The organism is Pantoea sp. X-Soil-ISGK-421 (assembly GCF_059730785.1).
In genome coordinates, this window is sequence record NZ_AP035979.1 from 1,188,559 (window position 1) to 1,212,167 (window position 23,609).

Annotated in this window: 22 protein-coding genes and 4 tRNA genes; 12 read left to right on the forward strand and 14 right to left on the reverse strand. The window is 52.7% G+C overall.

What is annotated here, in order from left to right; translation table 11 throughout:
• Positions 1-9 precede the first annotated feature (9 nt).
• From AC6I8K_RS05445 to nagB, 9 genes are all read right to left on the reverse strand, one after another.
• Positions 10-84, reverse strand: a tRNA-Gln gene (locus AC6I8K_RS05445).
• A 34-nt stretch (positions 85-118) separates the two neighbouring features.
• A tRNA-Gln gene (locus AC6I8K_RS05450) sits at positions 119-193 on the reverse strand.
• Positions 194-214: 21 nt separating this feature from the next.
• Positions 215-299, reverse strand: a tRNA-Leu gene (locus tag AC6I8K_RS05455).
• A gap of 6 nt (positions 300-305) precedes the next feature.
• Positions 306-382 (reverse strand) — tRNA-Met (locus tag AC6I8K_RS05460).
• 216 nt (positions 383-598) lie between these two features.
• Complete coding sequence (asnB, locus tag AC6I8K_RS05465) at positions 599-2,266, reverse strand: asparagine synthase B (RefSeq protein WP_483816999.1); 1,668 nt, start codon at positions 2,264-2,266, stop codon at positions 599-601.
• Positions 2,267-2,583: 317 nt separating this feature from the next.
• A complete protein-coding gene (locus tag AC6I8K_RS05470) occupies positions 2,584-3,336 on the reverse strand; it encodes an HAD-IIA family hydrolase (protein WP_064740562.1) in 753 nt (250 codons plus the stop codon).
• A gap of 41 nt (positions 3,337-3,377) precedes the next feature.
• Positions 3,378-4,598 carry a DNA-binding transcriptional regulator NagC gene (nagC, locus tag AC6I8K_RS05475; protein ID WP_483817000.1) on the reverse strand — a complete coding sequence of 407 codons (1,221 nt, stop codon included), beginning with the start codon at positions 4,596-4,598 and terminating at the stop codon, positions 3,378-3,380.
• A 7-nt stretch (positions 4,599-4,605) separates the two neighbouring features.
• The gene (gene nagA, locus AC6I8K_RS05480) at positions 4,606-5,754 is read right to left on the reverse strand and encodes an N-acetylglucosamine-6-phosphate deacetylase (protein WP_064740564.1); all 1,149 of its coding nucleotides are present in this window, start codon (positions 5,752-5,754) and stop codon (positions 4,606-4,608) included.
• Positions 5,755-5,815: 61 nt separating this feature from the next.
• Positions 5,816-6,616, reverse strand: coding sequence for a glucosamine-6-phosphate deaminase (nagB, locus tag AC6I8K_RS05485; protein ID WP_064740565.1), 801 nt, complete (start codon positions 6,614-6,616; stop codon positions 5,816-5,818).
• Positions 6,617-6,959: 343 nt separating this feature from the next.
• On the opposite strand from nagB, the gene nagE reads away from it, so the two are divergent.
• The 3 genes from nagE to AC6I8K_RS05500 all read left to right on the forward strand — a co-directional run bounded on the left by nagE (position 6,960) and on the right by AC6I8K_RS05500 (position 11,437).
• Positions 6,960-8,987 carry an N-acetylglucosamine-specific PTS transporter subunit IIBC gene (gene nagE, locus AC6I8K_RS05490; protein WP_483817864.1) on the forward strand — a complete coding sequence of 676 codons (2,028 nt, stop codon included), beginning with the start codon at positions 6,960-6,962 and terminating at the stop codon, positions 8,985-8,987.
• Positions 8,988-9,139: 152 nt separating this feature from the next.
• The gene (gene glnS, locus AC6I8K_RS05495) at positions 9,140-10,807 is read left to right on the forward strand and encodes a glutamine--tRNA ligase (RefSeq protein WP_483817001.1); all 1,668 of its coding nucleotides are present in this window, start codon (positions 9,140-9,142) and stop codon (positions 10,805-10,807) included.
• 234 nt (positions 10,808-11,041) lie between these two features.
• Positions 11,042-11,437: a hypothetical protein gene (locus AC6I8K_RS05500; protein ID WP_483817002.1), complete on the forward strand. Its 396-nt coding sequence runs from the start codon at positions 11,042-11,044 to the stop codon at positions 11,435-11,437.
• Positions 11,438-11,497: 60 nt separating this feature from the next.
• Here the strand turns inward: AC6I8K_RS05500 and fur are convergent, their stop codons facing one another.
• The 4 genes from fur to ybfF form a co-directional block, all read right to left on the reverse strand.
• Positions 11,498-11,947 (reverse strand): ferric iron uptake transcriptional regulator, encoded by a 450-nt coding sequence (fur, locus tag AC6I8K_RS05505; protein ID WP_064740568.1) that lies wholly within the window; start codon positions 11,945-11,947, stop codon positions 11,498-11,500.
• A 354-nt stretch (positions 11,948-12,301) separates the two neighbouring features.
• The gene (gene fldA / locus AC6I8K_RS05510) at positions 12,302-12,832 is read right to left on the reverse strand and encodes a flavodoxin FldA (RefSeq protein ID WP_110865727.1); all 531 of its coding nucleotides are present in this window, start codon (positions 12,830-12,832) and stop codon (positions 12,302-12,304) included.
• Between the two features lie 137 nt (positions 12,833-12,969).
• Entirely contained in the window at positions 12,970-13,245 is a 276-nt protein-coding gene (ybfE, locus tag AC6I8K_RS05515; protein ID WP_007890670.1) for a LexA regulated protein, read from the reverse strand.
• A 167-nt stretch (positions 13,246-13,412) separates the two neighbouring features.
• A complete protein-coding gene (gene ybfF, locus AC6I8K_RS05520) occupies positions 13,413-14,177 on the reverse strand; it encodes an esterase (protein ID WP_497826351.1) in 765 nt (254 codons plus the stop codon).
• Positions 14,178-14,425: 248 nt separating this feature from the next.
• Between ybfF and seqA the strand changes: the two genes are divergently transcribed.
• Both seqA and pgm read left to right on the forward strand, forming a co-directional pair.
• Complete coding sequence (gene seqA / locus AC6I8K_RS05525; RefSeq protein WP_497826352.1) at positions 14,426-14,965, forward strand: replication initiation negative regulator SeqA; 540 nt, start codon at positions 14,426-14,428, stop codon at positions 14,963-14,965.
• Between the two features lie 24 nt (positions 14,966-14,989).
• Positions 14,990-16,630 carry a phosphoglucomutase (alpha-D-glucose-1,6-bisphosphate-dependent) gene (pgm, locus tag AC6I8K_RS05530; RefSeq protein WP_497826353.1) on the forward strand — a complete coding sequence of 547 codons (1,641 nt, stop codon included), beginning with the start codon at positions 14,990-14,992 and terminating at the stop codon, positions 16,628-16,630.
• Between the two features lie 40 nt (positions 16,631-16,670).
• Here pgm and kdpE read toward each other — a convergent pair whose 3' ends face one another.
• Complete coding sequence (gene kdpE, locus AC6I8K_RS05535) at positions 16,671-17,345, reverse strand: two-component system response regulator KdpE (protein ID WP_064740574.1); 675 nt, start codon at positions 17,343-17,345, stop codon at positions 16,671-16,673.
• Positions 17,346-17,592: 247 nt separating this feature from the next.
• On the opposite strand from kdpE, the gene AC6I8K_RS05540 reads away from it, so the two are divergent.
• The 7 genes from AC6I8K_RS05540 to pxpA all read left to right on the forward strand — a co-directional run bounded on the left by AC6I8K_RS05540 (position 17,593) and on the right by pxpA (position 23,589).
• Complete coding sequence (locus tag AC6I8K_RS05540) at positions 17,593-17,793, forward strand: YbfA family protein (RefSeq protein WP_008107019.1); 201 nt, start codon at positions 17,593-17,595, stop codon at positions 17,791-17,793.
• Positions 17,794-17,945: 152 nt separating this feature from the next.
• Complete coding sequence (locus tag AC6I8K_RS05545) at positions 17,946-18,902, forward strand: YbgA family protein (RefSeq protein ID WP_064740575.1); 957 nt, start codon at positions 17,946-17,948, stop codon at positions 18,900-18,902.
• Between the two features lie 12 nt (positions 18,903-18,914).
• On the forward strand, positions 18,915-20,342 hold the full coding sequence (gene phrB / locus AC6I8K_RS05550; protein ID WP_483817005.1) for a deoxyribodipyrimidine photo-lyase: 1,428 nt from the start codon (positions 18,915-18,917) through the stop codon (positions 20,340-20,342).
• Between the two features lie 18 nt (positions 20,343-20,360).
• Complete coding sequence (locus AC6I8K_RS05555) at positions 20,361-21,104, forward strand: type 2 GTP cyclohydrolase I (RefSeq protein WP_064740577.1); 744 nt, start codon at positions 20,361-20,363, stop codon at positions 21,102-21,104.
• 175 nt (positions 21,105-21,279) lie between these two features.
• Entirely contained in the window at positions 21,280-21,936 is a 657-nt protein-coding gene (pxpB, locus tag AC6I8K_RS05560) for a 5-oxoprolinase subunit PxpB (RefSeq protein WP_497826354.1), read from the forward strand.
• Positions 21,930-22,862 (forward strand): 5-oxoprolinase subunit PxpC, encoded by a 933-nt coding sequence (gene pxpC, locus AC6I8K_RS05565; RefSeq protein ID WP_497826355.1) that lies wholly within the window; start codon positions 21,930-21,932, stop codon positions 22,860-22,862. The genes pxpB and pxpC overlap by 7 nt, the downstream gene beginning before the upstream one ends.
• Entirely contained in the window at positions 22,852-23,589 is a 738-nt protein-coding gene (gene pxpA / locus AC6I8K_RS05570; protein WP_483817008.1) for a 5-oxoprolinase subunit PxpA, read from the forward strand. Before pxpC ends, pxpA begins: the two co-directional genes overlap by 11 nt.
• The last annotated feature ends 20 nt before the right edge of the window (positions 23,590-23,609 follow it).

The window sequence follows — 23,609 nt, forward strand, 5'->3', positions numbered from 1 at the left end:
CTTTAACGATGGCTGGGATACCTGGATTCGAACCAGGGAATGCCGGTATCAAAAACCGGTGCCTTACCGCTTGGCGATATCCCATTCGTCGATTTTGTATCCACAACATGTTCCGGATTGGCTGGGGTACCAGGATTCGAACCTGGGAATGCTGGTATCAAAAACCAGTGCCTTACCGCTTGGCGATACCCCATCCGGCTGCCGAAGACTGAAATGGTGCGGGAGGCGAGACTTGAACTCGCACACCTTGCGGCGCTAGAACCTAAATCTAGTGCGTCTACCAATTTCGCCACTCCCGCAAAAGATGGTGGCTACGACGGGATTTGAACCTGTGACCCCATCATTATGAGTGATGTGCTCTAACCAGCTGAGCTACGTAGCCATCTTTTTCGCGTAACCTTCATCGGCGTTGCGGGGCGCATTATGCGTATTGAGTCTTGTAGCGTCAACAATTTTTTTGTCGAATTTCGCCTTAAAAACGCCTGTTTGTCTGGCTTGTAACCAGGCTGGTGATTTATTCGGCAGATTTTAAACGTTACACGACTTATTGCATCAAAAAGAGGCTCGATTGAGCCCCTTATCTTGTTGAGTAAAAACCTTATTTATACGCCGACTGATGCACGCCAACGGCGCGGCCTGAAGGGTCATCCATTGATTTGAATGCTTCATCCCACTCAATCGCTTTTGCAGAAGAACAGGCTACCGACGGACCGCCAGGAACACACTCTGCGGCGCTGGCAATCGGGAACAATTCTTCAAAAATTTCACGATACAGATACGCTTCTTTCGAGTTTGGCGTGTTGTACGGGAAGCGGAAGTGCGCAGTAGACAACTGTTGATCGCTAATTTGTTTCGCCGCCACTTCTTTCAACGTATCAATCCAGCTATAGCCTACACCGTCAGAGAACTGCTCTTTCTGGCGCCACGCTACGCTCTCTGGCAGATAAGAAGAGAAACATTCGCGCAGGATGTGTTTTTCCATCTTGCCGTTGCTGCCGCACAGCTTGTCTTCAGGGTTGATGCGCATTGCCACGTCGAGGAATTTCTTATCGAGGAACGGCACACGCGCTTCCACGCCCCAGGCGGACATCGCTTTGTTGGCGCGAGCACAGTCAAACATGTGCAGGGCCAACAATTTACGCACGTTTTCTTCGTGGAATTCTTTAGCATTTGGCGCTTTGTGGAAATAGAGGTAGCCGCCAAAGACTTCATCCGCACCTTCACCGGATAACACCATTTTGATGCCCATCGCTTTAATCTTACGCGACATCAAATACATCGGCGTAGAAGCGCGAATGGTGGTCACGTCGTAGGTCTCAATGTGATAAATCACGTCACGAATCGCATCCAAACCTTCCTGCACGGTAAAATGGATTTCGTGGTGCACGGTGCCAAGGTGTTCTGCTACCGATTTCGCTGCTTTCAGGTCTGGAGAACCTTCCAGGCCAACGGCGAAAGAGTGCAGCTGCGGCCACCATGCATCGCTCTTATCGGCATCTTCAACGCGTTTCGCAGCGAAGCGTTTGGTCACGGCAGAGATGATTGAAGAATCGAGACCGCCTGACAGCAGCACACCGTAAGGTACGTCGGACATCAGATGGCTTTTCACTGACTCTTCCAGCGCATGTTTCAGCTCTGCGGCATCGGTGGTGTTGTGCTCAACGGCAGAAAACTCCATCCAGTCACGCTGCCAGTAACGACGGATTTCACCATCGGCGCTCGACATGTAACTTCCCGGTGGGAACTCTTTGATGCTGCGGCACACCGGCACCAGCGCTTTCATCTCGGAAGCGACATACAGGTTGCCGTGCTCGTCGTTACCCATATACAGCGGGATAATCCCGATATGGTCGCGGCCAATCAGATATTGTTGCTTCACGCTGTCCCACAGGATGAAGGCGAACATGCCTTGCAGTTCATCGAGGAAATCGACGCCTTTCTCCTGATAAAGTGCGAGGATCACTTCACAGTCAGAGCCGGTCTGGAATGCATAACGATCGCTCAGCTCAGCACGCAGCGACTGATGGTTGTAAATTTCGCCGTTAACAGCCAGTACGTGGGTGTGGTCAGCGTTATACAGCGGCTGTGCGCCGTTGTTAACGTCAACAATCGATAGACGCTCATGCACCAGAATGGCTTTATCATCCGCATAAACACCTGACCAATCTGGGCCGCGGTGACGCATCAGACGAGAAGATTCCAGCGCTTTCTTGCGCAGCTCAATAGGATCGCTTTTCAGATCCAGCACACCAAAAATTGAACACATAACTGACTCCTGATCTCACCTTGTGGCGAAGTAATTTTTACGTTTGTCCGGCAGCCTCGACTGCGTGATGTATAAGAAAATGCGCTAAATGGTGGTGTTGGTGCAAGCAAAATTGCGATTCTTTGATAAAAAGAATGTTGAGGAGCGAATAATATTGAATATTATCTAATTAATTGATGAGTATTTTAGATGGCATCTAATGAATCGGTGTTGTCGTTCGTTTTATGCGCATAATTAGTGCGGCGTAGAAATGGGTAACGACAGTAAAAACAAAAGCCCTGCATGTGCAGGGCTATAAGAAGAGGTGATGGCTGGCGTCAGAACAGGTCGATATCGGCGACCGATGGATAAATCCAATCCGGGCGGAAAGGCATCGCATCGATATCACTGAGCGTTGAAACCCCCGACAGCACCAGAATCGTTTCCAGCCCCGCCTGGAAGCCCGCCAGAATGTCAGTACGCAGGTTATCACCGACGATCACTGTCTCTTCCGAATGCGCATGCATTTTGTTTAGCGCAGCGCGCATGATGTACGGACTTGGCTTGCCGACGTAAAACGGTTTACGGCCGGAGATGGTTTCAATGCCAGCGCATAGCGCACCGCAGGCAGGGACAAAACCGCGCGCGTGCGTATCGGGGTTGGTGGCGATGAAACGTGCGCCATTGGCCACAAAGAAGGCGGCTTTGTGCATCATGTCCCAATTGAAAGAGCGTGTTTCACCGACGATGACAAAGTCTGGGTTAACGTCGGTGATGGTAAAGCCGGCTTTATACAGCTCATGGATCAGTGCACCTTCGCCAATTACATAGGCTTTTTTCCCTTCCTGACGACGCAGGAAATCGGCGGTGGCCATCGCCGAGGTGTAAAACACCGAATCCGGAACCTCAATGCCTGCGTTGGCAAAGCGGTTCGCCAGATCAAGAGCGGTTTGTGAAGGATAGTTGGTCAGCACCACCAACGGCATATCCTTCGCCAGAATGCGCTGCAGAAATTCGTTCGCGCCGGGAACGGCGGTATTGTCGTGCATCAACACGCCGTCGATGTCACAGATTACGCTTTTAATCGTCATAGATTGCATCCGGTCGGGCCTGCTAAACAGCAGGCTGGTGATTACTCTTCCAGCAGATGTTGCAGCAAAATACCGTTCAGCATAGCGCGTTTTGCCAATGCAAAAGCGCCAATTGCCGAGCGATGATCGAGCTCGGAACGCACAACCGGCAAGTTTTTACGGAAGGCAGCGAGCGCCTGCGTATTGATGCAACCTTCAATGGCAGGGAACAGCACTTTATCGGCTTCGGTGATCTCACCGGCCAACACCACTTTTTGTGGATTGAATAAGTTGATGGCGATGGCGATAGCCTTACCTAAATAGCGGCCGACATGTTCAATCACTTCGCACGCCAGCGCGTCGCCGTGATTAGCTGCGCGGCAAATCTGCGGCATCAGACAATCATTCAGCGTTAAGGTGCTTGGATAGCCTTGATTAAGCAGATGACGTACGCGATTTTCAATCGCACTATTAGCCGCAATGGTTTCCAGACAGCCAAAGTTACCGCAGTGGCAGCGTTCACCTAACGGATCGACCTGGATGTGACCGATCTCACCAACGTTGCCGTTGCTGCCGAGAAAGATATGGCCATTGGCGATGATTCCGGCGCCGGTACCACGATGCAAACGCACCAGAATGGAGTCTGCGCAATCGCGACTTGCACCGAAGTAGTGCTCGGCTAGTGCCAGGCTGCGAATATCATGTCCAACAAAGCTGGTCACGTTAAAGCGTTTTTTTAAGCTGGAAACCAGCGGCCAGTGACTCACCGCGATATGGGGCATGTAGCGGATGATGCCATTAATCGGATCGACTAAACCAGGCAGAATCACCGCAATGGCAATCAGTTCATGGATCTTACGCTGATGCGCCGCCATAAAGGCGCTGATGGCATTGAACAGCGCGTTCTCCAGCGTTTCCTGGGTGCGCTCCGGCAGCGGATAATCTTCCTGCGCCAGCGATTTTCCGCTTAGATCAAATAAGGTTAATGTGGCGTCATTACGCCCCAGGCGTACGCCGATAGTATGAAAATGACGCGTTTCAGTAATAATCGAGATAGCGCGGCGCCCACCGGTGGAGGCTTGTTGCTCCACCTCTTTGATGAGGCCGCGCTCAATAAGCTGGCGGGTAATTTTGGTGACACTGGCGGGCGCAAGCTGGCTATGTTCAGCAATCTGAATGCGCGAAATCGGTCCTTGTTGATCTATTAACCGATAGACGGCTGCACTGTTGAGTTGTTTAACAAGATCGACATTTCCTATTTGAGACTGGCCGCCAGTGGTCATTCAATACTTACTCGCTGAGGACGTTGTCTCCGTTGACAAACGTCTTAGTGATTTGATAATCGCGGGTAAAGACAGTCAGGTTGGCGACTTTTCCTGCTTCGACCGTTCCTAACTGTTTCTCCACACCCATCGCCTGCGCCGGATAGAGCGTCGCCATACGCAGCGCTTCATCGAGAGCGATACCGCAGTGTTCAACGCTATTCTGCACCGCTTCAATCATGGTTAAGGCAGAACCGCTGAGCGTACCGTTCTCGTCAACGCACAGGCCATCGCGATAGTATATTGTTTTGCCTGCAAAAATGAATTGATCAATCGACGCGCCCGCCGGTGCTGTGGCATCCGTCACTAACACCAGTTTGTCGCCTTTAATGCGTTTTGCATTGCGCACATTAGCGTAATGGACATGTAAACCATCCGCAATAATGCCGCAGTATACATCAGGCGAATCAAACAGCGCACCGATCAGACCCGGCTCACGTCCGGCGAAGGTCGGCATGGCATTATAGAGGTGGGTGGCAAAGCTCACGCCCGCGCTGAAGCCCATTTTTGCTTCTTCATAGGTCGCGTTGGAGTGGCCTGCTGACACGATAATTCCGGCATCACGCAGCTTACGAATGACTTCGCTACCCGCATTCTCAGGCGCCAGCGTAACTTTGGTGATCACGTCGGCATTGGCGCAGAGGAAATCCACCAGCTCGGCATCCGGCAGGCGAATCAGTTCAGGGTTGTGCGTGCCTTTCTTGGCTTTGTTCAGCCAGGGGCCTTCAAGATGCAGGCCAAGCGCCTGATGTTGATGCTTCGCCAGAAAGGCGCGCATCGTTTCAACGGCGCGTTTCATCAGCGCATCTGTGCTAGTGATGAGTGTCGGCAAATAGCTGGTGCAGCCTGACTTTTCGTTGGCACGCTGCATGATCTCAAGCGTCTCGACGCTTAACGCGTTAATGTCATCGTTAAATTGCACGCCACCGCAGCCATTAAGCTGCAAATCAATAAAACCAGGAGCGATATACGCACCAGCCACGTCCTGCTGTGGAATTGCCGCGTCCAGGGCATCACGCGGGCACACGCGTTCAATCAGGCCATCCGCAATCACGATCGCATGATTATCCAGAATTTCATGACCGGTAAAAATCCGGCCGTTCACTAATGCGTACATCGTTTCTCTCTCCCGGCTAAGCCTGCCGCATAACAGCAGCAGGTTTTATTACATCGTGTTTTCACACACCTTTCATATTTTCCGCTTCCATTTCGCGGAAATATTTTACGGTTTTCACTTTCAATTCCATGGTGGCTGGCTCGTCACAGACCACGACAGATTTGGCATGCAACTGCAGGCAGCTAATCGTCCACATGTGGTTGACGTTACCTTCAACAGCAGCTTGCAGCGCTTGCGCTTTCAGATGGCCGGTAACCAGAATCATCACTTCTTCTGCATCCAGTAGTGTACCGACACCAACAGTCAGCGCATATTTTGGCACCTGGTCCACATCACCGTTAAAGAAACGGGAATTGGCCATGCGCGTATCATGCGTCAGGGTTTTGATGCGGGTACGTGAGGAGAGCGAGGAGGCCGGTTCGTTGAAGGCGATGTGACCATCGTTACCCACGCCGCCCATAAACAGGTTAATTTTGCCGTAAGCACGGATCTTCTCTTCGTATTGGCGACATTCTGCGTCAATGTCTTCGGCATTGCCATTCAGCAGATTGATATTTTGCTGTTGAATATCAACGTGATCGAAAAAGTTACGGTACATGAAGCTGTGATAGCTTTCAGGATGCTCTTTAGGCAGGCCAACATATTCATCCATGTTGAAGGTAACAACGTGCTTGAAACTAACCTGGCCCGCTTTGTGCATATCGATTAGGTGCTTGTAGGCTTCCAACGGTGTTCCACCGGTTGGCAGGCCGAGCACGAAGGGACGTTCTGCGCTAGGCTTAAACGCATTAATGCGGTTAACAATGTGGCGTGCAGCCCATTTACCCACTTGGGTCGGTGTGGCCAAAGGGATCAGTCTCATGTCTTCACCTCAATTAAGATTGGAAATGTGGAGTTGCCGTTTCTCTGACAGTTTTCTGCCTTTAAGCGTAATGCGTTTAAGCGTAACCATCCGGGAAAAGTGCGCCTCGATATTTTTCATCATAAAATAAGTTTGTGGTGCTGGCTAGCATTTCGCGTTATCAAACCACCATTTTGGTGATTAAAGTCACAGTTGTAGTGGTTTTAATTTGCGAGGCGAATTAATTTATCTTTACACTGCGCCTCGTGGTGAAAAGTGTCATCAAGGTACCGGGCGACGGGATAATAAAATCAACCTGCGCCACGGCAAAACGCCAGTCTCATAGGGGGAGAATAAGGTGAGTATTCTAGGATATCTGCAAAAGGTCGGCCGCGCGCTTATGGTGCCGGTAGCGACTCTGCCGGCAGCGGCAATCTTGATGGGTGTCGGATATTGGATTGATCCAGATAGCTGGGGCGCAGGCAATGCGCTGGCAGCACTGCTGATCAAATCCGGTTCGGCGATCATCGACAACATGTCTGTGCTGTTTGCCATTGGTGTGGCATACGGTATGTCTAAAGATAAAGACGGTGCAGCAGCGTTAACCGGTTTTGTCGGCTTCCTGGTGGTGACCACGCTCTGTTCACCGGCAGCGGTAGCGATGATTCAGAAAATACCGGTGGAGCAAGTTCCTGCCGCCTTCGGTAAAATCAATAACCAGTTCGTCGGTATCCTTGTTGGTATTCTCTCGGCTGAGGTTTATAACCGCTTCAGCCATGTTGAGCTACCAAAAGCGCTGTCGTTCTTCAGCGGCCGCCGTCTGGTGCCTATCCTTGTCTCCTTCCTGATGATCGTCGTGGCCTTCGTGCTGATGTATGTCTGGCCGCTCATTTTTGGCGGACTGGTGAGCTTTGGTGAGCACATCCAGAAAATGGGGTCAATCGGTGCTGGCGTCTACGCCTTCTTTAACCGTCTGCTAATCCCGGTTGGCCTGCATCACGCGTTGAACTCAGTATTCTGGTTCGACGTTGCGGGTATCAACGATATTCCTAAATTCCTGGGTGGCGCGCAGTCTATCGCAGAAGGTACAGGAATCCCGGGCATTACGGGTCGTTATCAGGCGGGCTTCTTCCCAATCATGATGTTTGGTCTTCCGGGGGCAGCACTGGCAATTTACCACTGCGCGCGTCCTGAAAACCGCGCCAAAGTTGGCGGTATCATGCTGGCCGCGGCATTTGCAGCCTTCTTTACGGGTATCACCGAGCCGCTGGAATTCTCCTTTATGTTCGTGGCACCGGTGCTGTATGTCATTCATGCGGCATTGACGGGTCTATCCGTGTTCATCGCGGCGAGCATGCAGTGGATTGCCGGTTTCGGCTTCAGTGCGGGTCTGGTAGATATGGTGCTGTCAACACGTAACCCGTTGGCGGTGCACTGGTGGATGCTGATCCCACAAGGCTTGGTATTCTTCGTTATCTACTATGCAGTGTTCCGCTTCACCATTCAGAAATTTAACCTGATGACGCCGGGCCGTGAACTCTCTGCCGGTGACGAAACCGATGGTTATGACGTAAATGTTGATCATAGCGGCAACGGCGAAAGCCAAACTGAATCTCTGGCGCGTCGTTATATTGCGGCAGTTGGTGGTTCGGAAAACCTGACCAACATTGATGCCTGTATTACTCGTCTGCGTCTGAACGTCAAAGATTCCGCGCAGGTCAATGAAGGTGTGGCTAAACGTCTGGGTGCTTCAGGCGTGATTCGTCTGAACAAGCAGAGCGTGCAGGTTATCGTGGGTACCCAAGCGGAAAGCATTGCAACGGCAATGAAAACCGTCCTGAGCAAAGGTCCGGTTGCGGCATCTGCCGCTGCGTCAACGGCTGCACCCGCTCCAGCAGTTAAACCGCAGGCCGTAATGAACAGCGAAAAAGCGGTAATTGCTACGCTGCTCGCGCCAGTAACCGGTGAAATTGTTGCGCTGGAAAATGTGCCTGACGAAGCGTTCGCCAGCAAGGCCGTCGGCGATGGTCTGGCTATCAAGCCAACCGGCAAAACCGTGGTCGCGCCAACGGCCGGAACCGTGGTGAAGATCTTCAATACTAACCATGCGTTCTGCCTTGAAGCGGAAAACGGTGTCGAGATTGTCGTGCACATGGGACTGGATACGGTTGCGCTGGAAGGCAAAGGCTTCACGCGTCTGGTCGAAGAGGGCGCAACGGTAACGGCAGGTCAGCCAATCCTGGAAATGGATCTGGATTTCCTCAACGCCAACGCACGCTCGATGATCAGTCCGGTTGTCGTCAGCAATAGCGATGATTTTGCCGGTCTGAATTTACTGGCAACCGGTTCAGTGGTTGCAGGCCAAACCCCGCTGTACGAGGTTAAAGGCTAAGTCCTTGTGATTGAGCCAGAAGGCAGGAAGCGATTCCTGCCTTTTTTGTTTTAAAACGACCAACAAACGGTTGTTTCCCTCCTGCGCTTTGTGGATCATACTCCGTTACTTCGTGGTACAAATCACCCGTTATAGTTTTTGAGGATTTTGAGATGAGTGAGGCTGAAGCCCGCCCAACGAACTTTATTCGTCAGATCATCGACGAAGATTTGGCGAGCGGTAAGCACAGCAGTGTGCATACCCGTTTCCCGCCTGAGCCCAATGGTTATCTGCATATTGGCCATGCGAAGTCTATCTGCCTGAACTTTGGTATCGCACAAGACTACCAAGGTGAGTGCAATCTGCGTTTCGATGACACTAATCCGGTAAAAGAAGATCTGGAGTTTGTCGAATCCATTAAGCGTGACGTGCAATGGCTGGGCTTTGAGTGGAGCGGCAACATTCGTTACTCCTCAGACTACTTCGACCAATTGTTCAACTATGCGGTTGAGCTGATTAACAAAGGTCTGGCATACGTTGATGAACTGTCGGCGGATGAAATTCGTGAGTATCGCGGTTCCCTGACGGCGCCGGGCAAAAACAGCCCGTATCGCGATCGCAGCGTGGAAGAAAACTTAGCGCTGTTCCAGAAGATGCGCGATGGCGGTTTCGAAGAGGGCAAAGCTTGTCTGCGTGCCAAAATCGATATGGCGTCCAGCTTTATCGTGATGCGCGATCCGGTGCTGTACCGCATTAAGTTTGCCGATCACCATCAGACCGGCAGCAAGTGGTGCATCTATCCGATGTACGACTTCACGCATTGCATTTCGGATGCGATTGAAGGCATTACGCATTCTCTCTGCACGCTGGAGTTCCAGGATAACCGTCGCTTGTACGATTGGGTGCTGGATAACATCACTATCCCAGTGCATCCGCGTCAGTATGAGTTCTCGCGCCTGAATCTGGAATACGCCGTGATGTCGAAGCGTAAACTGACTCAGTTGGTAAGCGAGAAGGTTGTAGAAGGCTGGGACGATCCGCGCATGCTGACCGTTTCCGGTCTGCGTCGTCGTGGTTACAGCGCCGCTTCTATCCGTGAGTTCTGCCGCCGCATCGGCGTAACCAAGCAGGACAATATCGTGGAGATGGCGTCATTAGAATCGTGCATTCGTGACGATCTCAATGAAAACGCGCCACGTGCCATGGCTGTAATGGATCCGCTGAAGGTCGTAATCGAGAACCTGCCTGCAGGTCATGAAGAGATCATCAGCATGCCGAATCATCCGAACAAACCGGAGATGGGCACGCGTGAAGTGCCATTCAGCCGTGAAGTGTGGATCGATCGCGCTGACTTCCGTGAAGAAGCCAACAAGCAATATAAACGTCTGGTGCTGGGTAAAGAAGTGCGTCTGCGTAATGCCTACGTGATCCGTGCCGAACGTGTGGCGAAGGACGATGAAGGTAATATCACCTGCATCTACTGTACCTGCGACGTTGATACTCTGAGCAAAGATCCAGCTGATGGCCGTAAAGTGAAAGGCGTCATCCATTGGGTTTCTGCTATTCACGCGTTGCCAGCGGAATTCCGCCTGTATGATCGTCTGTTCAGTGTGCCAAATCCGGGCGCGGCTGAGGATTTCCTCACCACCATTAACCCGAACTCACTGGAGACTAAACAAGGCTTCGTTGAGCCAGGTCTACGTGTAGCCGAGCCAATGGCAGCGTACCAGTTTGAACGCGAAGGTTATTTCTGTGCTGATAGTGTGTATTCACAGCCATCCAAACTGGTGTTTAACCGCACCGTTGGCTTGCGTGATACCTGGGCAAAGATCGGCGATTAAGCGTTTTTGACATCACGCGATATGATCATGTAAGGGCGAGCAATCGCCCTTTTTTATTATCTCTATTTGGCAAGCTACAACCTTTTATGCTGCCCGCCTCATCAAGCCTATAATTCCTCATTTGCGACTATTCTGACTTTAGAATAATTAACCCATTTGCCAGTGTGAAAAACTTTTTTTCAGGTAGGCTATGCGCTCTCAGACGTTGCTCCGCGGGTTATCTAAGGAAAAAAAATGACAAGTCTCGCTCAGGAAGCTAAGCATAGCGTGGTCGTTTTACATCAGCTTATCGAACGTATTTTCAATCAGGCAGAAGGTAGCGACGACAGTATTGACCTGTTTTTGTCGTACTTTCATCCCGAATTTAAAATGGTGACGCCGCAAGGCAAAAGATTGGATCTCAACGAAATGGAAGTGCTTTTTCGCCAGCTGCAGGGACAGCGTGAAGGTATGCGCATTGCGACCAGTGAGCACGCCATCATTTCGCAGCAAAGCGAGGAAGTGACGATTCAGTATCGTGAATTACAGATGATGAACGGTACCAATCAGAGCCGCATTTCACTGGCGGTACTGGATTGCAGCACCACCATTCCTCGCTGGCGTTACCTGCAAGAAACTTTCGTTGCCTGATTTCAGGTATAAAAAAACCGGCTCAAGCGCCGGTTTTTTTATACTGCATAGCACACTCAATTACTTATCGTGGAGCGAGTCGTCTTCGCGGCAGTCTCCCAGCGCACAGTGACCGTAGAGGTACAGGCTGTGGTTGCTGAGTTTGATGCCATGGCGAGTGGCAATTTCACGCTGACGCGTTTCAATTGATTCATCGCTGAATTCGATAACTTTGCCACAATCCAGGCAAATCAAGTGATCATGGTGATGCTGCTGAGTCAGTTCGAAGACAGATTTACCGCCTTCAAAGTTATGACGGGTTACGATGCCCGCGTCGTCAAACTGGTTAAGAACGCGATACACCGTCGCCAGGCCAATCTCTTCGCCCATATCAATCAGGCGCTTGTACAAATCTTCCGCACTGACGTGATGGGACTCGGGGCCAGGTCCCTGAAGCACTTCCAGAATTTTCAGTCTGGGTAGCGTGACTTTCAGGCCAGCCTTCTTCAATGCGGAGTTGTTGTCAGTCATGCGGATATTGTCCTGTTACTTTGCTAGTCACTTGCGGCGCAGGGGCCTTGAATGTTTAGGTCAACGCGCATTCTCATTTGCGTCTCATTATAGAACTCAAGCAGTGAAATGAAAACCAAAGCAACGTCCTTAATCACCAAAGGCTGTAAGGATAATGTCACTAACGTCTTCATGACGCTTGGGTTTTGGATTCCATTTCACTCAGCCTCATTCTACTGCCAGAGGAATAAGCGGATGACCATTGCGGGTATTCTACAGATTTGCGGGGAAAAGTTAAAAAACCGTAGCTATTATTTTTATAGGAAATTCCGTTACCCGATGTGAGATTACGCCCACATCGGGCAGAGCAGGGAATCAGGCTTCAATAATCTCTTTCAGCTGCAGCTCGTCAAAGATCTGCTTAACCCACTTCTCAACACGTTCGTTGGTCAATTCCGGCTGACGATCTTCGTCGATAGCCAGACCAAGGAAGTTTTTATCATCGGCCAGGCCTTTTGATGCTTCAAAATGATAGCCTTCAGTTGGCCAGTGACCGACGATCACCGCACCGTTCGGCTCGATGATGTCACGGATGGTGCCCATCGCATCACAGAAGTACTCAGCGTAATCTTCCTGATCGCCACAACCAAACAACGCTACCAGCTTGCCATTGAAGTCAATCTCTTCCAGCGTCGGGAAGAAATCATCCCAGTCACACTGCGCTTCGCCGTAATACCAGGTTGGAATGCCCAGCAGCAGGATGTCGAACGCCTCGAGATCTTCTTTGGTGCTCTTAGCAATGTCATGCACTTCGGCGACATCTTTACCCAGTTGTTTCTGGATCATCTTTGCAATATTTTCAGTGTTGCCGGTATCGCTGCCGAAGAAAATGCCTACGATTGCCATGGGTTAGGTAACCTCTTAAATCCTGATTGTGAATGTAAGTCAGTTGACTGCACAGTTATGCGAATAATAGCAGACCGGTAAAAAGTGCGGAACGTGTAAAGCCGTGACTTTGTGTTCCAGCGTGCGGTCTTCGCGCGTTACGACAGTTTGAGCTGTGCCAGCAGCATTTGTTCAATCAATTCGCTGCGACTGATATTTTGCTGATCGGCCAGCGTGCTGAGCGCGTCAACCGCTTCGCTCGACATCTTCAGCTCAACACGACGCAGCCCACGCACTTTATCGCGCTTGAGCTGATTACGTTTGTTGATGCGTAACTGTTCATCACGCGTCAGCGGGCTAGTTTTCGGGCGACCAGGACGCCGCTCGTCTGCGAAGAGATCAAGCGTAGTGCGGTCTGTCTGTTCTTTTGCCATGGTTTGTAAAACTGAGTGGGCGCGAACGGCGGAAAGGCGCTGCGCGATTAAAACATTATCGGCCCGACCACGGCGAAAAACACGCTGTGGCAAATTTTTAGCGCGACATCATACTCCAGCGCCTTCCCTGACGCCAATCCTAAAGCGCAAGCGGCAAGCTTTTGCTTTTACAGGTTAAAGAAACGCCGAACGGCGCGTAACACCGCATCGGGTTTCTCAGCATGCACCCAATGTCCGGCGCCGTTGATCACGTGCGCATGCGCCTGCGGGAACTGACGCAGCAGGGCTTCGCGATGCTGATTATCCAGATAAGGCGAATCGCCGCCGCGGATAAACAGTGCCGGATGCGACCACGCAGGAATTTCCTCCCAGCCGGATAGGGTGCTGTAGTTATCCCACAGCACGGGCACGTTAAAGCGCCATTCGCCTTCAGCGAAAGACTTAAGGATAAACTGGATCACGCCATCCTCAGCAATATGCTGACGCATCACTTCAGCGGCTTCACTGCGACGCGTGACGCCCGCAGCGGTGACGGCACGAATAGCGGCAAAAATTTCGTCATGGCGGCGTGTCTGATAATCAACGGGCGCGATATCGATCATCACCATTTTTTCAATGCGTTCTGGCGCAATCGCGCTGAGCGCCATGGCGATTTTGCCACCCATTGAGTGGCCGATCACGCCAGCGCGATCGATGTTGTGCGCATCCAGCGTTGCGACAATGTCCTGTGCCATGGCGTGATAGTTCATCACATCGCTTCGCGGGGACAAGCCGTGGTTACGCACATCAACCTGCAGTGTGGGACGAGCATCGCGCACACCTCGCGCCAGCACGCCAAGATTATCAAGGCTACCAAAAAGACCATGGATTAACAGAATCGGCGTGGCATCAGGGGTAGATTGTTCAGTTTGCAGACGGGCGTTTAAAATCATGGCTAAAGTTCTTACGGTTGTGACCTTGGCTTAGGTTATCATGGATTCACCTGTCCAGCAGTCAGGCCGGTGGGCATTAGGGCATATTCCGACTTTTGCCCGGAAACGTTGCCAACGCTATCGGCTGCCACGGATTTAACTTTATAATCCTTATGTTAGAACCCGCTCACATTTTGCACGACTGGATTTTGCTAAAGCCGTTGCAATAATGCGTGGTTCTGTCATTTGCCAGAATCGTACGGAAAAAGATGAAAACGATTGAAGTTGACGAAGAACTCTACCGTTATATTGCCAGCCACACGCAGCACATTGGTGAAAGCGCCTCAGATATTTTGCGCCGCATGTTGAAGTTTACCGCCGGACAGAGCGCACCTGCTGCGCCTGCCGCTGGAGCATCAATGAAAGAAGCTCAATCTGCCAGCCGCGAAGCGCGTCCTCAGGATCGCGTTCGTGCGGTGCGTGAACTGCTGCTTTCCGATGAATATGCCGAGCAGAATAAGGCGGTTAACCGCTTTATGTTGGTACTGTCAACGCTCTATCGTCTTGATCCGGCTGCGTTTGCTGAAGCTACTGCCTCGCTGCAGGGCCGTACCCGCGTCTACTTTGCGGGCGACGAGCACACGCTGCTGCAAAATGGCACCCATACCAAGCCTAAGCACGTTCCCGGCACACCGTACTGGGTGATCACGAATACCAATACAGGTCGCAAATGCAGCATGGTGGAACACATCATGCTGGCTATGCAGTTCCCACAGGAACTGACAGAGAAAGTTCGCGGCACCATTTAACTGAAGCGTCAGGGAGAAGCGCCAATGGCCAATCACCCCCGTGCTGGGCAGCCTGCCCAGCAGAGCGATTTGATTAACGTTGCACAATTAACCTCGCAGTATTACGTCCTGAAGCCCGATGTGGCGAATCCGGATCATGCGGTGAAATTTGGCACTTCAGGCCACCGCGGCAGCGCGGGACGCCAAAGCTTCAATGAACAGCACATTTTAGCGATCGCCCAGGCAATTGCTGAAGAGCGCAAAAAGAACGGCATCACCGGTCCATGCTACGTCGGTAAAGACACGCATGCGCTGTCTGAGCCAGCAATTCTGTCAGTGCTGGAAGTGTTGGCCGCTAACGGCGTGGACGTGATTGTGCAGCAGGACAACGGTTATACGCCGACGCCTGCCATCTCTAACGCCATTCTTGAGCACAACAAACGCGGCGGCGCGCAGGCGGACGGCATCGTTATCACGCCTTCACACAACCCACCGGAAGATGGTGGTATCAAATACAATCCGCCAAACGGTGGCCCGGCTGATACCAACGTTACCAAAGTGGTAGAAGATCGCGCTAACCAGCTGATCAAAGGCGAGCTGAAAGACGTGAAACGTCTGCCGCTGGATCAGGCATGGGCGAGCGGTCACATCGTTGAGCAGGATCTGATCCAGCCGTACGTTGAAGGTCTGGCGCAGGTGATTGACTTCGCCTCCATCCAGAAAGCGGGTCTGAAAATTGGCGTGGATCCGTTAGGCGGTTCTGGCATTGCTTACTGGCAGCGCATCGCTGAGCATTACCAGCTTGATCTGACCATCGTTAACGATGCGATCGATCAAACTTTCCGTTTCATGCATCTGGATAAAGATGGCGTGGTGCGTATGGACTGCTCATCAGAGTGCGCGATGGCCGGTTTGCTGGCGTATAAAGACAAATTCGACCTGGCCTTTGGTAACGATCCCGATTACGACCGTCACGGTATCGTCACGCCTGCGGGTCTGATGAATCCGAACCACTATCTGGCGGTAGCGATCAACTACCTCTTCCAGCATCGCCCACAGTGGGGCAAAGACGTTGCTGTGGGTAAAACCCTGGTTTCCAGCGCAATGATTGACCGCGTTGTCAACGACATTGGCCGTAAGCTGGTGGAAGTACCGGTTGGTTTCAAATGGTTCGTTGATGGTCTGTTCGATGGCAGCTTTGGCTTCGGCGGTGAAGAGAGCGCGGGCGCATCCTTCCTGCGTTTCGATGGCTCAGCCTGGTCAACCGATAAAGACGGCATCATTCTGTGCCTGCTGGCCGCAGAAATTACGGCGGTAACCGGCAAGAACCCGCAGCAGCATTATGACGAGCTGGCTGAGCGCTTTGGTGCGCCAAGTTATAACCGTCTGCAGGCACCGGCGACTTCGGCACAGAAAGCGGCGCTGTCTAAGCTGTCACCAGAAATGGTGAGCGCTGATACACTGGCAGGTGATCCGATCACCGCACGCCTGACTGCCGCGCCGGGTAACGGTGCGTCAATCGGTGGTCTGAAAGTGATGACGGAGAACGGCTGGTTTGCCGCACGTCCGTCGGGTACTGAAGACGCTTACAAAATTTACTGCGAGAGCTTCCTTGGTGCTGAACATCGTCAGCAAATTGAGAAAGAAGCGGTTGAGATTGTTAGTGAAGTGCTGAAAAACGCCTGATTAGATCAGTGAAGAGAAAAGGCCGCTTAGCGGCCTTTTTTTATGGCATAAAACGGTAGCCGATACCGGTTTCTGTCAGCAAATGGCTTGGCTGTGTCGGATTGGCTTCCAGCTTCTGCCGCAAATGGCCCATATAGATGCGCAAGTAGTGGCTGTGCTCCACCGCATTTGGCCCCCAAACCTGATTAAGCAACTGACGTTGCGTCAGCACTTTGCCGGCATTATTCAGGAGTAAGCTCAGCAGACGGAATTCAGTCGGCGTCAGATGCACTTCCTGTTCATTGCGCAGCACGCGGCGCGCTGCCAAATCGACGCTCACTTCACCAAATTTCACAATCGGTTCAGGCTGGCTGCTTTGATGACGACGCAGCGCCACGCGCACGCGCGCCAGCAGTTCACCAATACCGAATGGCTTGGTCAGATAATCATCCGCACCGGCGTCCAGCGCATCAATTTTATCCTGCTCATCGCTGCGAGCCGACAACACAATCACCGGCATGCTGCTCCACTGGCGTACTTCACGGATAAAGTCATTGCCATCGCCATCGGGCAAGCCAAGATCCAGGATGACCAGATCGGGCTTACGCGTGGCCGCCTCAATCAGGCCGCGCTGCAGCTGTTCAGCTTCCACAATCTTCAGGCCCTCGCTCTCCAGCGCCAGGCGCACGAAACGGCGAATCTCTTTTTCATCTTCCACTATCAAGATGGTCGTCACGCTGCCTCCAGCGGCAAAAAAGTTAACGTATCACTTTAGCAATAAAGCGGCCCGCCGTCCGTCACGAAGATATTAACTCGCAAAGAACCTTTAATTCACAATTATGTAACTAAATTTCATCCCGGCGCAAAGTGATTGAAAAAAGCACAAATAAGGTGGTCGGATGAGTAGTAAAATTACACAATAACGGGTAATATCTGAACCAGATCACATTTCAACGCAACGTTTACCACAAGGGGGCCAAAAAATGGATAGAGCATATCCACTGTATAAAATCGTATTGCGCCGCGTGCTGGTGGTAGCAATCGGTTTGCTGGCGCTGCCAGTCATGTTATTCCGCTCAGATCGTGCACGTTTGTACAGTTACCTGCATCGCATGTGGTGCAAAACCAGTACTAAACCGGTATGGCTGGCGCAGTCGGAAGCGGCTGCCGGAATTCACTGGTAAGCGATTTCTACGCATCATTAACCCGGCGACTTCCCGTGAAGCGCCGGGTTTTTTTATTGATAATTTTCACTCCTTGCTTACCTTGCCACTGTTATCCCACGCTAATTCAGCTACACTTAAAACCTCTACAAGATTTCAGAGGTTGTACAAGTATGAGCGAGAAAATTCCTGTCGGTATCAGCGCTTGTTTGCTCGGGGATAAAGTCCGATTCGATGGCGGTCATAAACGTTTTACGTTCGCTACTGATGAACTCGTGCCATTTGTGCGCTTCGAACCTATTTGTCCTGAAATGGCAATTGGCTTACCGACACCGCGTCCGGCTTTGCGTCTGGTTAAAGAGAGTGATGACAATATTCATCTCTGTTTCAGCAAGGATGGCGGCGAAGAAGTTACCGATAAGATGCAGCGCTGGTCCGCAGAGCGTGTGAAATCGCTGCATCATCTGTGCGGCTACATTCTGTGTGCTAAATCGCCAAGCTGTGGGTTGGAGCGCGTGCGCGTTTATGAACCCGAAACCAACAACAATCGTAAAGCGGGCACCGGCATGTTCACCGCATTTCTGCAGAAAGAGATGCCGTGGTTACCGCTGGAAGAGGATGGACGCCTGCACGATGATGCCATTCGCGAAAACTTTATCGGCCGCGTTTACGCGCTGCACGAATTCAACGAGATGTGGCGCAGCGGCCTGTCGCGTCACAAGCTGATGGCCTTTCATAGCCGCTATAAACTGCTATTGCTCTCTCATGCGCAGGATGAATACCGTGAAATGGGCCGCTTTGTCGCGGCGATGGATCAGTGGGATTCGCTTGAAGATTATGCCTGCGAGTACCGCAATCGCCTGATGCATCTTATGTCGCATCAGGCATCACGTCGTAATCACACCAATGTGCTGATGCATGTACAAGGCTATTTCCGTCCGCAACTGAGTTCGCCACAGCGGCAGGAGCTGGCACAACTTATCGATCGCTATCGTCTTGGCGTGCAACCTTTATTAGCGCCGATAACCATGCTGAAACACTACATGGCGGAGTATCCACACCCGTGGCTGGCTCAGCAACGTTACTTTGATCCTTACCCGGAAGCGCTACGTTTGCGCTACGGGCAATAATTTCGGGGCTTTATGACCACCCATTTAGTTTGGTTGCGTAACGATCTGCGCATCAATGACAACATGGCGCTGGCCGCTGCCTGCCGCGATAGTCAAACCAAAGTGATTGCGCTGTTCATCGCCACACCGCAGCAATGGCAGCAGCATCAGATGGCGCCGAAGCAGGCCGCATTCATCCAGCAAAATCTCTGTTTATTGCAGCAATCGCTGGCCGAACGCGGCATTCCATTGCATTACCATCAGTGCGATGACTTTGCCGCTTCAATTGATTACCTGGCCGAATTTTGCCAGCAACAGCAGGTTGATGCGCTGTTCTATAACTATCAGTACGAAATCAACGAACGAGAACGCGATGCTCAGGCAGAAAAGCGCCTGGACGCGCAAGGCGTAATTTGTCAGGGATTCGACGACAGTCTGCTACTGCCGCCGGGCAGTGTGCAAACCGGCAGTAATACCATGTTCAAAGTGTTCACGCCGTTTAGCAGAGCCTATGTTCGTCGCTTGCATCAAGGACTTCCGGAGTGCTATCACGCACCGAAAGCGCGTGACGGTGCGCCTATCAGCATCGAAAAAAAGATTCCCGCCTTTGATTATCCTTGTGAAGCCTTTGATGAAAGCTGGTTTCCGGCTGGTGAAGAGGCGGCGTTAAAACAGCTGCGTCACTTTGCCCAACAGGCGGTGCAACATTATCCGGAGCAGCGTGATTTACCGGCCATTGATGGCACCAGCCGTTTATCGGCCTATCTGGCGATTGGCGTGCTGTCGCCGCGCCAGTGCTTGCACCGGGTGTTAAAAGAGCATCCTGATGCGCTTAACGAAGGCAAAGCCTTTACCTGGCTGAACGAACTGATCTGGCGCGAGTTTTACCGTCATCTGATGGTGGCGTTTCCGGCCTTGTGTAAGCATCAGCCATTTGTCGACTGGACGCGCAACGTGGATTGGCAGCAAAACGAAGCGCATCTTAAAGCCTGGCAACAGGGCAAAACCGGCTATCCCATTGTTGATGCGGCGATGCGTCAGCTCAACACGCTGGGCTGGATGCATAACCGTCTGCGCATGATTACCGCCAGTTTCCTGGTGAAGGATCTGTTAATCGACTGGCGTGAAGGCGAGCGTTATTTCATGCAACAGTTGATCGATGGCGATCTTGCCGCCAATAACGGCGGCTGGCAGTGGGCCGCGTCAACTGGCACCGATGCCGCGCCCTATTTTCGTATTTTCAATCCGACCACGCAGGGCGAGCGCTTCGATAAACAGGGCGACTTTATCCGGCAGTGGCTGCCTGAACTCAGCGAAGTGCCCGACAGTGATATCCATCAGCCGCAGGTATGGGCGCAGAAAAATAACAAGAAACTCGATTATCCAGCGCCAATCGTGGAACATAAGGAAGCACGTAAAAAGACACTAGACGCCTTTGAGCGCGCTCGCAGCGCGGCTTAAGGCGGTCAGGGAGCCGTAATGAATAATGTCGAGTTAGAACAGATCGTCAACCAGCAATTGAATAACAGCGCCTTCAGCGACTATGCGCCGAACGGTTTGCAGGTTGAAGGGCGCGCCGAGGTGAAAACCATCATCACCGGCGTTACCGCCTGTCAGGCGTTGCTGGATGAAGCGGTAAAGCGCAACGCCGATGCAGTGCTGGTGCATCACGGTTACTTCTGGAAGAGCGAAGCGCCGGTAATTAAAGGCATGAAGCGCCAGCGTCTGCGTACGTTATTGGCAAATGATATCAACCTGTACGGCTGGCATCTGCCGCTGGATGCGCATCCCGAGTTGGGTAACAACGCACAGCTGGCGCGCTTGTTTGATATTGAAGTTAAAGGCGAGATTCAGCCGCTGGTGCCGTGGGGCGAGCTGGCAGCACCCTTAAGTGGCGCGGCGCTGGCAGAGAAAATTGCCCAGCGTTTAGGCCGCACGCCGCTGCACTGCAGTGACAACGCCCCTGCGCTGATAAAGCGCATTGCGTGGTGCAGCGGCGGCGGTCAGGGCTTTATCGATAGCGCAGCCGCCTTTGGCGTCGATGCCTTTATTACCGGTGAAGTGTCTGAGCAAACCATCCACAGCGCACGCGAACAAGGTTTACATTTCTTTGCCGCTGGACACCACGCAACCGAACGCGGTGGAATCAAGGCGCTGGGCGAGTGGTTAGCTGCCCATCACGGCCTTGATGTGACCTTTATCGACATCGACAATCCTGCCTGATTTCTCCCCTTTCACGCCCTTAACCTGCGTTAGGGGCGCAAATCTGTTGACACATCTCTGTCACTTTCGCATAACTTATGGCCTTTACGCATAAACGATACATGCGGTTGCCATTCATGGCGCCCCTATAACATTCGTTCCGCGACATGTTTTGACTTTTACCAGGAGGTTGTTTTTGCAACGAGCACGTTGTTATCTGCTAGGTGAGCGCGCGGTGGTGCTGGAGCTGGAACCGCCGGTTTCGTTGGCCAGCCAGCAGCGCATCTGGGGATTATGTCAGCGTTTGCAGCAGAACGAGCAGGTAGAGGAAGTCATTCCTGGAATGAACAACCTGACGCTGCTGCTGCGCGATCCGCAACTCAATGCATTGGATGCCATTGAACGTTTGCAGCGTTGGTGGGAGGAGAGTGAAGCGCAACTGCCTGAGTCGCGCCGGGTCGAAATCCCTGTGGTGTACGGCGGTGCAGGCGGACCGGATCTGCAAGTGGTCGCCGATCGCGCCAATATGACGCCAAAGCAAGCGGTAGAACTGCACAGCAGCATCGATTACGTGGTCTATTTCATCGGCTTCCAGCCCGGTTTCCCGTACCTCGGTGGTTTGGATGAGCGTTTACACACGCCGCGCCGCGCCGAACCGCGTGTGATTGTACCGAGTGGCTCCGTGGGCATTGGCGGCAGCCAAACCGGCATCTATCCACTAGCCGCGCCCGGCGGTTGGCAACTGATTGGACACACGCCGCTTAGCCTCTTCGATCCGCTTCAGCATCCGCCAACACTGCTACGTCCCGGCGATAGTGTGCGTTTTGTGCCGCAGCAGGAGGGCGTATGTTAAAAATTCTTCGCGCAGGCATGATGACCTCGCTACAGGACTACGGCCGCACCGGCTTCCGCCAATATGGCATCAGCGTTGGCGGCGCGCTCGATCAACCGGCAATGCGTACCGCCAATATGCTGGTGGGCAACCCCGAGCAGAGCGCGGTGCTGGAAATCGTGCTGGGACAACTTAAAGTGCAGTTTACCCGCGATGGCTGGTTTGCGCTGACGGGCGCCGGCTGCAATGCAGATCTGGATGGCAATCCCGTCTGGACCGGCTGGCGACTACCGATGAAAAAAGGTCAGGTGCTGACGCTGGCGACGCCAACGCGCGGTATGCGCAGTTATCTGGCGGTGAACGGTGGCTTTGCCGTGCCGGAAATGCTCGGTTCGGTTAGTACCGATCTCAAGGCGGCATTTGGCGGCTGGCAGGGACGTAAATTGCAGGACGGCGACGAACTGCCGTTGGGCAAACCGACGCGTGACTTCCATGATAAAGCCGGCGTGCGCCAGTTGCTGTGGGGCAACCGCATTCGTGCCTTAGCGGGCCCGGAATATAACGAGTTCTCCCGTGAGGCGCAGCAAGGTTTCTGGCGCAGTCCGTGGAAACTCAGCCCACAAAGCAACCGTATGGGCTATCGCTTGCAGGGACGTGAACTGAAGCGCGATGCCACGCGCGATTTGCTATCACACGGTTTGGTGCCCGGCGTGGTGCAGGTACCGCCTAACGGCCAACCGATTGTGTTGATGGCCGATGCCCAGACCACCGGCGGTTATCCACGCATTGCCTGCGTTATCGAAGCCGATCTCTACCATCTGGCGCAAATTCGCCTTGGCGAGCCCATTCACTTTATTCACTGCACGCTGGAGGATGCGATCAGCGCCAAACAGCATCAACAACGTTCGTTCGACCAAATGGCTTGGGGACTGGCACATGAAGATTGATCTTAACGCCGATCTCGGCGAAGGCAGCGCCAGCGATCAGGCGCTGCTGACGCTGGTCAGTTCAGCCAATATCGCCTGTGGCTTCCACGCCGGTGATGCACAAACCATGCTGCAATCGGTGCGCTGGGCGAAAGCGTCTGGCGTGGCGATCGGTGCCCATCCGAGCTTCCCCGATCGGGAAAACTTTGGCCGCACCGCCATGCAGCTGCCGCCCGAAACGGTGTATGCGCAGATGATCTATCAGATTGGTGCGCTAAAAAGTATTGCGGAAAGTGAAGGTGAACGACTGGTGCACGTCAAGCCGCACGGCATGCTGTATAACCAGGCTGCGGGCGATCCGCAGTTAGCAGATGCTATCGCGCGCGCGGTAAAAGCCGTGGATAGCGGATTGATTCTGGTGGGATTGGCGGGCAGCGCCTCGATTACGGCGGCGGCGCATCATGGTTTGCGCACGCGCGAAGAGGTGTTTGCCGATCGTGGCTATCTGGCAAGCGGGGCTTTAGTACCCCGCAGTCAGCCTAAGGCGATGATTGAAGATGCCGATCAGGCGCTGGCGCAAACGCTGGCGATGGTGCAGCAGCGTCAGGTGCTAAGCATCAGCGGCGAATGGGTGAAGGTCAACGCGGAAACCGTTTGTTTACACGGTGACGGCGCGCATGCGCTGCAGTTCGCCCGCACATTGCGTGCGGCATTTGCGACGCATCGGATTGCTGTCACCAGCGCATAACTTTTTACTTATTGCCCGGC

Bases quoted from the DNA above. Each gene is read 5' to 3' on its own strand.
- asnB (WP_483816999.1), bottom strand. From the start codon at position 2,266: ATGTGTTCAATTTTTGGTGTGCTGGATCTGAAAAGCGATCCTATTGAG.
- AC6I8K_RS05470 (WP_064740562.1), bottom strand. From the start codon at position 3,336: ATGACGATTAAAAGCGTAATCTGTGACATCGACGGCGTGTTGATGCAC.
- nagC (WP_483817000.1), bottom strand. From the start codon at position 4,598: ATGACCACTGGCGGCCAGTCTCAAATAGGAAATGTCGATCTTGTTAAA.
- nagA (WP_064740564.1), bottom strand. From the start codon at position 5,754: ATGTACGCATTAGTGAACGGCCGGATTTTTACCGGTCATGAAATTCTG.
- nagB (WP_064740565.1), bottom strand. From the start codon at position 6,616: ATGAGACTGATCCCTTTGGCCACACCGACCCAAGTGGGTAAATGGGCT.
- glnS (WP_483817001.1), top strand. From the start codon at position 9,140: ATGAGTGAGGCTGAAGCCCGCCCAACGAACTTTATTCGTCAGATCATC.
- AC6I8K_RS05500 (WP_483817002.1), top strand. From the start codon at position 11,042: ATGACAAGTCTCGCTCAGGAAGCTAAGCATAGCGTGGTCGTTTTACAT.
- fur (WP_064740568.1), bottom strand. From the start codon at position 11,947: ATGACTGACAACAACTCCGCATTGAAGAAGGCTGGCCTGAAAGTCACG.
- fldA (WP_110865727.1), bottom strand. From the start codon at position 12,832: ATGGCAATCGTAGGCATTTTCTTCGGCAGCGATACCGGCAACACTGAA.
- ybfE (WP_007890670.1), bottom strand. From the start codon at position 13,245: ATGGCAAAAGAACAGACAGACCGCACTACGCTTGATCTCTTCGCAGAC.
- ybfF (WP_497826351.1), bottom strand. From the start codon at position 14,177: ATGATTTTAAACGCCCGTCTGCAAACTGAACAATCTACCCCTGATGCC.
- seqA (WP_497826352.1), top strand. From the start codon at position 14,426: ATGAAAACGATTGAAGTTGACGAAGAACTCTACCGTTATATTGCCAGC.
- pgm (WP_497826353.1), top strand. From the start codon at position 14,990: ATGGCCAATCACCCCCGTGCTGGGCAGCCTGCCCAGCAGAGCGATTTG.
- AC6I8K_RS05540 (WP_008107019.1), top strand. From the start codon at position 17,593: ATGGATAGAGCATATCCACTGTATAAAATCGTATTGCGCCGCGTGCTG.
- AC6I8K_RS05545 (WP_064740575.1), top strand. From the start codon at position 17,946: ATGAGCGAGAAAATTCCTGTCGGTATCAGCGCTTGTTTGCTCGGGGAT.
- phrB (WP_483817005.1), top strand. From the start codon at position 18,915: ATGACCACCCATTTAGTTTGGTTGCGTAACGATCTGCGCATCAATGAC.
- AC6I8K_RS05555 (WP_064740577.1), top strand. From the start codon at position 20,361: ATGAATAATGTCGAGTTAGAACAGATCGTCAACCAGCAATTGAATAAC.
- pxpC (WP_497826355.1), top strand. From the start codon at position 21,930: ATGTTAAAAATTCTTCGCGCAGGCATGATGACCTCGCTACAGGACTAC.
- pxpA (WP_483817008.1), top strand. From the start codon at position 22,852: ATGAAGATTGATCTTAACGCCGATCTCGGCGAAGGCAGCGCCAGCGAT.